Annotated in this window: 8 protein-coding genes and 1 tRNA gene; all 9 read right to left on the bottom strand. The window is 48.9% G+C overall.

What is annotated here, in order from left to right:
• Positions 1 to 87: 87 nt before the first annotated feature.
• The gene (locus NFR57_RS01095) at positions 88 to 4,569 is read right to left on the bottom strand and encodes an InlB B-repeat-containing protein (RefSeq protein WP_251181989.1); all 4,482 of its coding nucleotides are present in this window, start codon (positions 4,567 to 4,569) and stop codon (positions 88 to 90) included.
• 461 nt (positions 4,570 to 5,030) lie between these two features.
• A complete protein-coding gene (locus tag NFR57_RS01090) occupies positions 5,031 to 5,384 on the bottom strand; it encodes a four helix bundle protein (RefSeq protein ID WP_251181988.1) in 354 nt (117 codons plus the stop codon).
• 139 nt (positions 5,385 to 5,523) lie between these two features.
• Positions 5,524 to 5,606, bottom strand: a tRNA-Leu gene (locus NFR57_RS01085).
• Positions 5,607 to 5,739: 133 nt separating this feature from the next.
• A complete protein-coding gene (locus tag NFR57_RS01080) occupies positions 5,740 to 6,363 on the bottom strand; it encodes an amidohydrolase family protein (RefSeq protein WP_251181987.1) in 624 nt (207 codons plus the stop codon).
• The gene (locus tag NFR57_RS01075; protein WP_251181986.1) at positions 6,353 to 7,216 is read right to left on the bottom strand and encodes a UTP--glucose-1-phosphate uridylyltransferase; all 864 of its coding nucleotides are present in this window, start codon (positions 7,214 to 7,216) and stop codon (positions 6,353 to 6,355) included. Before NFR57_RS01075 ends, NFR57_RS01080 begins: the two co-directional genes overlap by 11 nt.
• Before the next feature lie 19 nt (positions 7,217 to 7,235).
• Complete coding sequence (locus NFR57_RS01070) at positions 7,236 to 7,967, bottom strand: zinc ribbon domain-containing protein (RefSeq protein WP_251181985.1); 732 nt, start codon at positions 7,965 to 7,967, stop codon at positions 7,236 to 7,238.
• 29 nt (positions 7,968 to 7,996) lie between these two features.
• On the bottom strand, positions 7,997 to 8,632 hold the full coding sequence (locus tag NFR57_RS01065; protein ID WP_251181984.1) for a tRNA (adenine(22)-N(1))-methyltransferase: 636 nt from the start codon (positions 8,630 to 8,632) through the stop codon (positions 7,997 to 7,999).
• Positions 8,629 to 9,678, bottom strand: a complete 1,050-nt coding sequence (gene rpoD / locus NFR57_RS01060) for an RNA polymerase sigma factor RpoD (RefSeq protein ID WP_251182076.1) — start codon at positions 9,676 to 9,678, stop codon at positions 8,629 to 8,631. The genes NFR57_RS01065 and rpoD overlap by 4 nt, the downstream gene beginning before the upstream one ends.
• A gap of 285 nt (positions 9,679 to 9,963) precedes the next feature.
• A complete protein-coding gene (gene dnaG, locus NFR57_RS01055) occupies positions 9,964 to 11,730 on the bottom strand; it encodes a DNA primase (RefSeq protein WP_251181983.1) in 1,767 nt (588 codons plus the stop codon).
• Positions 11,731 to 11,850 lie beyond the last annotated feature (120 nt).

Here is an 11,850-nt window from a genome sequence, read left to right as displayed (position 1 = left end):
AATAACTGATATATTTTATCAAGATTTCCGTCGCTTTGTCAAGTTTATTGACCTTGCGTAAGGCAAATTTATATGTGCGCGCCCGTTTTATGCGGCAAGCGGCAAACTTGATTGCGCTTGGGGTTCGTCCTCCGAAGGCCGGGGATAGCGCGGGTCTTCCTCCGTGAGCACTTTAAACTCGCCGTCTTTTATAGCGACTACTATCATTTCGTAACCGTTATCGCCTACATATATAACTTGAACAATTATAGAGTCGTCGCCAGCAAGCGGGTTTTCGACCTTTGCGTATACCGCACTGCGGCGCACGCCCTTGCCGTCGATGTAAACAGCGCTGCTGTACCCGTCAAACACCAGAACATGATTGTCACTGTTAGTAAACGAATTGTTCATGACAAACATATTGCCTTGTATGCTCAAATCGTACAAATCTTTATCGGCGAAAAGTATGATATAGTCGTCCGCATTTTCGCCGTTATTGCGTATGCGCAAACTGATAGCTGAAATGATTACTATCTTATCGTTCTCGTCGAAGTTATACAGGAAGTACGTATTGCCGACCGTCGAATAGAACACGCCCTGCGGGTCGCTCTCCGCAACGCCCGTATACATCCACGCAACACCGTAACCCGTAAAACGCACGTGCGTAACTTTGACGCCGTCGATTTCGAGTTCGTTGCCCTCTACGCATTTAAACGTGCCGAGATTGGGATCGGTTATCGTTTCGTCGAGTAACACCCACTTCCCGCTTGTCTGCGATGTGGGGAAGAACCCGAAATAGAATACCGTACTGCTGTTGACGGCGAACGCAACAATTCCCTCTTCCTCGTGAATTGTCACCACGCCCGGCAACGCTTGATTTGCGCCCAACACTAATTGCGATGTAAAGTATCCGTCGGAAATAAGCTGGGCTATGGGCTTTTCGTCGGAAACACTGCCGTATATTGCCGACAAAAACGCGACGTTTTCGCTTCTGAACTTAAACAACGGTTTATTGATAACCGTGTACGCCGTAGTGAACGGTTTTTCTACGTCGGCTGTGCCGTTATTGTACACAAAGCAGTATTCGATATTCATTGCGTTATCCGTTCTGTAATACTTGCCGTTTACAGTTACGGGCTGATCCTCGCTATGATACGTCCAGACGGCTTTTGCCGTTTTGACGGTTTTCTTAATGGGATTACCGTCTTTGTCGTATGAGTCTATTTCCATTTCGCCGTCGTAATCGCCCGAAAGAACGATCTTGTCGGTTGTCTGTTCATAGTTCCACCACGTGCCCGCTTCGTTGCCTATCTCTTTAAACGAAGTTATAGCGCCGCCGTCGTAAATAAGTTTTAAGGACTTAACCATCGATTTCGCTGCCGTTTCGCCTTCCGCGGGTACGGTGTAAACGATTTCGAGAATATCCTCGAATAATCTATAAGTCCCCGAATACTTTTTGCCGTCTTTGTCGGTGAAAGTAGCCTTTACTTTGTCTTTGTCTATCGTGAGCGTACCGACGTTCGGCACATCCAACGTTTCTTGCAGTTTATCCTGTATATAGATATACCCGACGCTCGTGCCCTGCTCCTGCGTGATGCGGAACGAAAAATCGCCGTATACGCTCAACAGAGGAATACCGTTCACGGTGTTGGACTCCGTTTCGGTATATGTATAAAGTCCGTCCGTTTCGGACAGCGTGCCGAACGAATAAAACTCAAATTTTCTCGCCGACGAATTGTAAGAACCGACTGCAGCAAAACCGTCTTCGAGCATAACTACGCGGAACATGTATTTTCCGTTTACCGTGTTATAATGTGCGTTCATCAACTTAAAAGTTTTTACGCCGTTTTCGGTAATTTGCATATACTCTTTAATAACGGCGGCGGTGGTGCCCACTTTCGGCGAAACTTCCAAAGCAAGTATCGTCGCAATGCCAAAGTTGCTCGATATGCTATAAGCCTTATTGGCAACGGACGTGTCGGGCGAAACGGCAATGCCGTAACCGTCGAGCGTGTAAGTCACGCCGTCGTATTTAAGCGTAACGCCTTTATAGCCGTCGTAAATGCCTTTCGTTGCAAAGCAATCGAGCGTGCTACCGTCGCTCAAATAACCCGTAGTGCTGATAAACTTGAACTGACGGAAAACGCTGATGTCCAGTCCTTTTTGCATTGCGTAATAGTAGTTTGCGAAAATATACTGAATAAGGTCGTCCGTAAGCCCCGCGCCCGCAGTAAACTCGTAAACCTTTTTGCTATCCTCGTCCTTGCCGACCTCGACGTATTTGCCGCCGAACGCCGTTTGAAGTTGCAGGCTGTATTCGTAAACGCCGAAGAACTGATCGGCGATAGGCAACGCGAACGCAAACTCCGCATTTTCGCCGTCGATAAGACGGAACCTGTACATAAGGTTCAAATTCTGCGCGTCAAGCCCGATTATGGGGCGCGACGTATAAGTCATTTCGTCCGCAATGGTAAACAGTATTTCAACCGTCTTGCTTTCCGCGTCCGTCGTTACGTAAGACAATATGAATAAATAGTTCTTTTCCGCAGTGATCAAAACGAGTTCGTTTACGCCCGTATCGATTACGTACTTGCCGGAAATTGTCTTTTGCGCGCCCGCGCCGTCTTTATAAGTATAGACTGCGCTGTTGTCGAACATGCCGAACCCGTCGAGCGTAATACGCGCGGTGTCCGCATTCTGAATATAATCAGCCCACTGGAAGTTTTCGCCGACTTCCGTTTCGGGCTTGGCGTACACGGTTTTGTCGAGAAGGCGCTCGGCAAAAACTTTGTACACGGGATTATCCTTGTCGCCCAAATTCTTATCGCTGTCGATAAGAGCAAGATAAGTCGTGCGCACATAATCGTTTTTAAACAGCGATACGCAAATGTCCGCGCGACCGCCGTCGGTCAATTTCGCATAATATCCGCCGGCGGAAGAAACAACAAGAGTATCTTTGGAACGAACAAGCGATTTATAACCGATAACGTACATCACAACGCCGCCGTACCCGTCGAAATCGATATAGGTCGTCGCGTCGAGCGTGCCGTTCTGATTAAGACCGTAGCGCACGCCGTACATTGTTTCGTCGCGCCTTTCAAACACGGGCACAAGCTCGTCGTTGACGGTGCGCGTAGCCAAACGGAAAACGAACGTACAATCTTCCCCGCCGTCAAACACCATGGATTCGGATTCTTGATCGAACGACAGCGTTCCGTTGTGCGCGGCAGTGCCGTCGTTATAAACCAAATCGCCGTTTTCTTTTACGACCAAGGTAACGTCGCGGTTGACAGTATCGGAAACGGTCACGTAACCGTCCGCGCCGATAACGCCTTTGCGCTCGTTCAAGACGTATGTAGTTTGCGATTGAGTATCGAGATACGTATACGTTTCGGTTTCGGGATAAACGATACCGCGAAGTATAACCTGATTGCTATCGTTCTTAAATACGAACGTATTGTTAACAGCGTTGAATTCGCCTTTAATATCTTTTATGTACGAACGGCGAAGATAAACTTCGTTATTGCCCTCGGCGTTTTCCACAACGAATATATAGTCGGACGACTGTCCGATTGCGTCGGTATAGCCTTTGCTCCAAATAGCGTAAAGCACGGTCGCGCGAGTGACCGACAGTTTGTCGCCCTCGAAATATTTGGCTTTACCCTCCGACCGGTCCGACCAACCGATAAAGCGGTAGCCCGTAGCCGAATACAGACATTGAGGGACGACGTTCTGCTCGTTGTAGCCCCATAATGCGTTATCCATTGTGCCGCTTACCGTTACGTCTTTGGGCATATTCGCATTGAATATAACGTTGTATGCGCGAAGATTATAATAGATGTTGTAAGTGTTAGCCGACTTGCTCGCGGAGAGCGGAACGGTAACGGCTTTGTCGCCGTCGTTTTCTTCGGTTTCGTAATATTCGTAACCGGTATGATTGGATATTACAACGTAATCGCCGACATATCCCGTACCCGATACTTTATTAACGTCGCTGTAAGTGTTTTCGCCGTACTTTAATTGCTTATATTCGTTAAGCTCGTAATTAACAGTATATTTTGCTTCGAGAGTTATATCAACGGTGGGCATGAGCGTAGCTGACTGCGCCGTCAACTCGACGCCGTTATAGAACCACGCTCCGAACGTCGCGTCGCCGCTTACCGTCGGAGTGATGCCCGCAACAATGTCGTACAGCTTAACGCCCGACTTAACAGTCAATTCCGCGCTCTCGGCGGGAATCGTGCCGCACTCGCCCGCATTAAGTCTTACTTTGTAGCGAGCGGAAAACACCGCGTAATACGTTCTGTCCTCGGCAGGCATTTTTTCGGGCAGTTCCACGACCTCGCCGTTTTCGGAAAGGCTCCAACCGTCAAACACGAGGTTCGCCCGCGAAGGATCGGGCTTGTACTCGACAGTACTGCCCGCAGTGGCGGTAACCGTATCGTAAACGGCGGTACCGTTCATAAATTTAAGCGTGTACTTGGTCGCAGGCGCTTTTTCCTTATCACCGCATGCCGAAGCGAATACGGCTATTGCGGCAATAGCCATTGCCATGAAAACCAAATACAAGAATTTGCGGATTTTATTCATAATAACCTCTTGTCTTTACGGTGTCACTTGCCTACGCGCATAATCCAATCGACAGCGGTTTGAACGATAAAAATAGGATTTCGCACGTTCAAAAGGCGGATTTTTTATATGCAAATATCGGCGTTGGCTGACACCGTTGTCATAAGCCAATACCGATACCGACTTATATTATAGACTTTTAACTGACATTTGTCAAACATATATACCTTTTTACATGGGATTTCTCATAGTAAATTTACAATATATTCGCAATTACACGCAAATAAGTCACACAATATGCCGTATGTGAGGCATATTGTCGCCTCCGCAAACCCCGACGCAAAAACGCTTTACACAATCGGTTTTAAGCGAATTAGCCGTTCATAACTTATACTGCCGACCATCGCTTAATAATTGACGGCAATAAAAAATCGACAAACACGATAGATTTGCCGAACAATGTTTTACATTAGCAATAATTTTTATTGCGCTTTAGAAGTTTTCAGTGTCGATATTAGAATACGTTTTATCTCCAAGCAATCATCAATAAGCGATTTGCTTTCTGATGCATTTAAGTACTCCGATAGCGTAATCAACCTCAACCAATACTCTGTTTCGGCTGTTTCCTTCAATGCAATATGTAACTTTGCAATAAAATCTGCCTTGCTCGCTCCGTATGTTGCTTCATTTATGTTTGCACCGATACTTGTGCCGCTGCGAATAATCTGTTTTGATATTACCGTTTCGTGTTTTTCTTTACACAGATACTTATGTAGTTTAACTATCCTCGCAGCAAACAACAGTGATTTTTCTTGCAATATATTATCTTGTGCCATAGCTACCTCTATTAAGTTAATAGATAAAAAATAAGAGATAAAAGATAATAGTACAAAGCGGCATGCAGAGCATTACACAACTTCCTTAATTCTTATCTTTTATCTCTTATCTATTCTATTAGGCGCATAAGCGCCGCTTTGGTGCGAAGGACGGGACTTGAACCCGTACGGTTGCCCACACGCCCCTCAAACGTGCGCGTCTGCCAATTCCGCCACCCTCGCAAGCCTTGTTATTGTACTAAATATTGTTCGGTTTGTCAACTCATTTTTATCGTTATATTCGATAAATTTTCAGTTTTGAAAATTTTTAATTGCGGGCAAGGCTTACCCGACTTTATGACCGTTATTTTTCACGCTATTCAAACGCAAGTATTCGTTTTATATCCGCGTCGGACAATGCGTTTTCCGTGCTCATTTCGGCGTTAGCCGTAAGTTTTAAAAAATCCGTTTCGTAATTTATATCACACGCCCTGTTATATTTTCCGTCGAACGTACCCACTCCGACGCGCACGCCGCACTTTAACGCCGCGCACACGGGCGCAAAACCGTGACCGTATCCGGCGTCGGCTGTCGGCAGGATTATCAGCGGCACATTCTCTTGCGCCATCAAATCCAAATCGTCGTTATCGAGGCACACCCCGCCCGCAACAGTGCATTTATCCAAAACACCTAATCGGTGAAGCAACATCACGGGCGACAGTTTATACTTGGCTTCGATTATTCCCGTTTCGTTCAAGTCGTAAGCGGCGCGCACTATTGCGCGCGCGCCTGTCGTTACAATGTAGTCGCACGCGTTTTCGAGCAAGTCTTCGTCCGTCATTGTCGGCAAATATATATCGCCGCGCGTTTGCGTTTTGTCGTATTCCTGTATTAACGTAACGCCGTCGCACTGCTGTACGTCGGCGCTCACGCCAACTAACTTATCGCAAAACTTTTTCGCTTGTCTGATATCGGCCGTGCACAGCGCGTTAATTTTCATTGCGTAGCACCGATTTAAGATAGTCTTTGAATTTATCCTTGAACTCCATGCGCTTTAATGCGAAGTCCACGGTTGCAGTCAATGCGCCGAACTTGTCGCCCATATCGTACCTTGTGCCGTCAAACTCATACGCATAGCCGCGCCCGTTCTTGATCATTGCACAGATAGCGTCGGTCAAACCCACTTCGCCGTTCGTTTGCGGCAGTTTTTCGATATATTCGTAAATTTCCGGAGTAAGCACATACCTGCCGAGCGCGGCGTACAGCGACGGCGGATTGTTTTTGGGCTTTTCTATTATATCGTCGCATCGTACAAACCTGCCCGATATTGCAATCGGATTAATTATGCCGTACTTATCGGTTTCGCCTCTCGCTACCTTTTGCACGCCCAAAACCAGCGCGGGATCTTTTTCATAAGCATCAATCAACTGTTTTGACGCGGGAATGTCCGCAACAATCAAGTCGTCGCCGTTGCACATAACGAACGGCTCCGCGCCCGTAAAGTCACGCGCGCGCATAACAGCGTCGCCGCTACCACGCGGGTTTTCCTGCATGCCGAACCGTATTTCGACGTCCTTGCCGATACTCCGTATTTTTTCCAACAGCTCCGGCTTATTTTCGAGCGCCGCTTCCAGCCGCGGGCTATCGGTAAAGTAATCGCGTATCGCTTCCTTGCCCGTGCCCAAAATAATCATTACTTGTTCGACGCCGCTTGCCGCAAGCTCTTCCACTATATACGCAAGCACGGGAGTATCTATAACGGGCAAAATTTCTTTCGGCACGGCTTTTGTCGCGGGGAGGAAACGAGTCCCCAGTCCACCGCACGGTATGATTGCTTTTTTGATAGCGTTCATATCAACCTCGATTTATCGGTTATTTTAAAAGAACGATTATTCTTCGACAGTTTTCGCAACGGCAATAACCGTTTTCTTTGAGCATGGCGTTGCCTTTTTGCGGAAGATTAAGCCCGCAACCGCCGCAGTTATACATATTTTTCTTGTCGTCGCCCGACGCGTTGACGACGGGCGGAAACTTGTTGTCCTCTACGAGTTTTTTGTATTCTCCGAATAATTGAGCGTCGATCGAGTTGCGCAATTCTTCCAATTCGGCTTTCAGTTTATTAAGCTCTGCCGCTTTGGAATTGACAAGCGCGGCATGCTTTTCGCGCGCCGCGGCGTGCTGTTGCTGTGCGGCTTTGCCCGATTTGAGCGCATCTGCGCGACGCTTACACACGGACTTGGATTTTTCGTCAACGTCGTGCATTTTTTTATCGGCGGACTGGAATTTGGATTTAAGACTTTCGAGCCGCTTGACGCGCGCTTCCAACTCTTCCTCGCTGTCGCCCACGCCGTTTTCGAGTTCCGCGAGCAACGCTTCGTTGTCGTCTATATATTTTTGCAGTTCGCCGTACATTTCCAAAAGCCCGCTCGCCTGCTGATCGCAATCGACAAGCGTTTGTTTCGCTTCGTTAAACGCGCGTTTATTCTTGTTCATGCTGACGAGCGCGTCGTCGCGTTCGAGCACGGCGTTGAGCTTACGTAGCTCTATATCCTTTTTTTGGTATTCTATCAGTTTGGTAAATTTTTGTTTAACGTTTTCGTCCATAATTCTCTCCTTTTTATATATGTGTTGTTTCAATTTAAAGTTACGTCCGCGTCTGCGCCTTGCAGTCGCAAAGCCGCCGTGACGGCTTGCAGTCGCGCTTTGTTTTTTTGGGGCGCGCGCGAATATGTCGCGTGTAGTTTTTTCAGTCTTTCGGTCAACACGGCGCTGGGGCGCGCGACGTTCATGCCGAATAGTAATTGAAGTTCGCTCACCTCGCCGTGCTCCACGCCCAATCGCGCGCGTATAACCGAATAGTATTTGCCGCGTTCCGCGACGGGTATGTCGTCCGTAATGCCGTAACCGAGCGCGAACAATGTACGCCTAACGGCGTCTTCGTCGCGGTGCGGACACAGCACAACCGTTTGCGGCAAGCGTTCTGCGGATTTTAAAATTTCGCATATAAGCAGTCCGCCCATGCCCGCAATTATCGCTTCGTCGCAAATATAAGCTATGCCGTCGCAACATTTAAACTCGACGTTGTCCGCCCCGCCTAATCGCAATTTGGCTTTTTGCAAGCATTTTTCGCTTATGTCGGACGCAATAACTTTTTGAGCGATACCGCTTTCCGCACAGTAAGCGGCGATTTTTGCATGGTCGCAACCGACATCGGCTATAATAGTCGCGGGCGTTATCAGCGATTTAATTACGTCGAGCCGCCCGCTCATCTATCGGTAAAATCTTTCAGTCGCTTCGACCTGTTGGGATGGCGAAGTTTACGCAACGCTTTGGCTTCTATCTGACGTATACGCTCGCGAGTGACGCCGAATTCCTTTCCTACGTCTTCCAACGTGCGCGGGTGCGCGTCGTCCAAGCCGTAACGCAAGCGTATAACCATTTCCTCACGCGGCGTGAGCGTATTAAGCACCGCCGCAAGCTGTTCGCGCAGCATGCCCGCCTCGGCAAAGTCGTGGGGGGCTTTGGATTTTTCGTCTTCGAGGAAGTCGCCCAAGTGACTGTCCTCCTCCTCGCCGACAGGCATTTCCAACGACACGGGGTCTTGACTTATGCGCTGTATTTCCATAACGCGATCAACGGGCAATTCCATTTCTTCGGCTATCTCCTCCGGTGTGGGATCTCTGCCGAGCCGTTGCACAAGTATGCGGTTTGTCCTTGCGAGTTTGTTTATTGTTTCCACCATGTGCACCGGTATGCGGATCGTGCGGGCTTGGTCGGCTATCGCGCGAGTTATCGCCTGTCTTATCCACCACGTGGCATAGGTCGAAAATCTGAAACCTTTGGTGTAGTCGAATTTCTCGACCGCTTTCAGAAGACCCAAATTTCCTTCCTGAATAAGGTCGAGCAACTGCATGCCGCGCCCGACGTAACGCTTGGCGATAGCAACGACAAGGCGCAGGTTGGCTTCGGTAAGTCTGTTCTTTGCGTCCTCGTCGCCGTCCGACATTAGCTTTGCGAGCTTGGTTTCCTCGTCGGCGTTTAGCAACGGAATTTTGCCTATGTCTTTAAGAAAAACCTTGACGGGGTCGTCCGTGCCGATCTCGCCGCCGATAAGCGTTTCTATGTTTTTAAGTTCTGCGTTTTTGACCTGTCCGTCGGTGATTTCTATTTCGCTCTCGCGGATAATGCGCATGGCTTCTTCGAGCTGTTGCGCGTCCGCGCCGCACTCTATGGTTAATTTTTCGCCTATTTCCACGTTGGAAAGAAAACTGCGCGTTTTGCCGAGCGCGATTAGCTTGGACAACGCGTTGTTCATTTTAGACGTAAGTATCGGCGCTTTTACGCCGTCTTTAAGAATATTTATCGAATAATCCTCGAACAGTTTGAGCGCGTAATCCATGTCCTTTGCGCCCGCTTCGAGCGGAACAAGACGTTCCAACAGCGTGTTATATTCGATACCGCCGTCGGTGGCGGAACGCAACAGGTCGAACAGCGCAGACTGTATTTCGGCGCGCGGCGCATACTGCGCGTCAATATCGGACATATCCGACGCGGACTGTTTTTTCGATTCTTTATTCTTGTCTTTCATGTGTATCTCTCCTTAACTGCGATATTTGGTCAGCTTTGACCGTTCCGTGGACAGCTTGCCTATTCGTTCTATTATTTCGTTCTTGTCGCTCGCCGTCTTTACTATTTCGTTAAGCCGCGCGATTTCCGTTTCGAGTACGCGACGGTACAACTCGTTCTCCACGTCGGCGAACTTTTGTCTGTCGTCGCCGGGGAGTTGCTTGTAATCAAACAATTCGTTCAACAGCGGATTGTCGTCGCCGAACGCCGCTTCCAAATCCGTCCTGTCGAACCCGACGTTGTCGCGGCACCACTCGTACAGATTGGCAGTGAAGTCGTCTGGCATTGCTTCCTTTACGTTCTTTTCGCAACGCGCGTACTCGCGCCCGTTTACTATACTCGACAGATAGAATTTGACCGCGTCGTCGAGCGGTTTTGCGCGTTGCGCCGCATGCCGCTGTTCTATGCGCGCTTGCGGTTTTTCGGGCGCGGTTTTAACCGCATAATTCGCCTGCCGCTTCAACGCGTCTACCGAAAAGTTAGTGTGCTTGGCAATATAATTAAAATACTGCTCTTGCTCTATCGGGTTATTGAGTGCGGTGACGACCTTTGTGCTCTCTATTGCGAACTGCGCGCGCTCGTCGGGATCGTTCAAATTGTACCGAGCTTGCAGAACGTCGATTTTATAGGCTGTAAGCGGGATTGCCTCGTCGAGCAGTTTTTGATAACCCGCCGCGCCGTCGCGCTTGATAACGTCGTCGGGATCGAGTCCGTTCGGCAGCCTTACGACCTTGACGGTGATACCCGTTTCCCGAAGAATATCCAGTCCGCGAAGCGTGGCTTTTTGCCCTGCCGTGTCGCCGTCGTAACTGATGTACACCAAATCGCTGTACAGTTTCAGTTGCTTGGCTTGACGCGTAGTGAGCGCGGTGCCCATTGACGCAACGGCGGTATCGAAACCCGCTTTATGCAAAGCGATTACGTCCATATACCCTTCCGCCATAATCACGTAAGGAATAGGCGCGGCGGCTTTGCGCTTTTTAAGCAGGTTTATGCCGTAAATTACCTTGGACTTATCAAATATTTCGGTTTGCGAGCTGTTGCGGTATTTGGCAAAATGCACGTCTTTTTCGAGCGTGCGCCCGCCGAACGCAACCACGTTGTTCATGTTGTCGATTATCGGGTACATCAGCCGTCTGCCGAATACGTCGTATTCCCGACCGTCCTTTTTTTCGGCTATGCCCGCCGCGTTGATCTGCTCGTAAGTGTAGCCCTTGGATTTAAGATAGTCAAGCATTTCGTTAAAATCGAGGCTCGCGCCCAGTCCGAAACGTCGCACCATAGGTTGAGTTATAACGCGTTCTTCCAAATAGTCTTTAAATATTTTCGCGCGCGGGCTTGACAAGTTTTCGTGATAGTGCCGCGCCGCGTCGCGCATTAGGTTCAGCAGTGTTTCGCGGCGTTTTTTGTCTACGTGACCGCTTCCGCGTCCGCCCGATTTAAAGTCCGGAATTTCCATGCCCGCTTGTTCCGCGAGCATTTTAAGCGCGTCGATAAATTCGACGTTTTCCATTTTTTTAACAAAGGACAAAGCGTTGCCGCTCTCCTTGCAACCGAAGCAGTGAAACATCTGCTTGTCCGCGGATATGGAAAACGACGGTTGCGTTTCGTGATGAAACGGGCAACACGCCCAATAGGTGTTTCCCTTGCGCTCGACTTTGACATATCGCGAAATCAGCGACACTATATCTGTCTTGTCGAGCACGCTCGTAATGTAATCGGAAAATTCCCTGTCTTCCACAAAACTCCTTGACTTTATGCGGGCACGATCGCCGTAACGTCCGCCCCGTAAAAAACAGAGCGGCGCGGCGCAAACGCGCACTGTCCGTTAAACGGATTGCCGCAAACACACCGCAAACCG

The sequence above is a fragment of the Anaerocaecibacter muris genome (assembly GCF_943192945.1).
In the GTDB taxonomy this organism is placed as follows: Bacteria; Bacillota; Clostridia; order Christensenellales; family Pumilibacteraceae; genus Anaerocaecibacter; species Anaerocaecibacter muris.
Note: the sequence above shows the minus strand (reverse complement) of the source record. Positions and strands in the feature narration are given on the sequence as shown.

Excerpts from the sequence above, each read along its gene's own strand:
- NFR57_RS01080 (WP_251181987.1), bottom strand. The coding sequence starts at position 6,363 with ATGAAAATTAACGCGCTGTGCACGGCCGATATCAGACAAGCGAAAAAG.
- rpoD (WP_251182076.1), bottom strand. The coding sequence starts at position 9,678 with ATGAACAACGCGTTGTCCAAGCTAATCGCGCTCGGCAAAACGCGCAGT.
- NFR57_RS01070 (WP_251181985.1), bottom strand. The coding sequence starts at position 7,967 with ATGGACGAAAACGTTAAACAAAAATTTACCAAACTGATAGAATACCAA.
- NFR57_RS01095 (WP_251181989.1), bottom strand. The coding sequence starts at position 4,569 with ATGAATAAAATCCGCAAATTCTTGTATTTGGTTTTCATGGCAATGGCT.
- NFR57_RS01065 (WP_251181984.1), bottom strand. The coding sequence starts at position 8,632 with ATGAGCGGGCGGCTCGACGTAATTAAATCGCTGATAACGCCCGCGACT.
- NFR57_RS01075 (WP_251181986.1), bottom strand. The coding sequence starts at position 7,216 with ATGAACGCTATCAAAAAAGCAATCATACCGTGCGGTGGACTGGGGACT.
- NFR57_RS01090 (WP_251181988.1), bottom strand. The coding sequence starts at position 5,384 with ATGGCACAAGATAATATATTGCAAGAAAAATCACTGTTGTTTGCTGCG.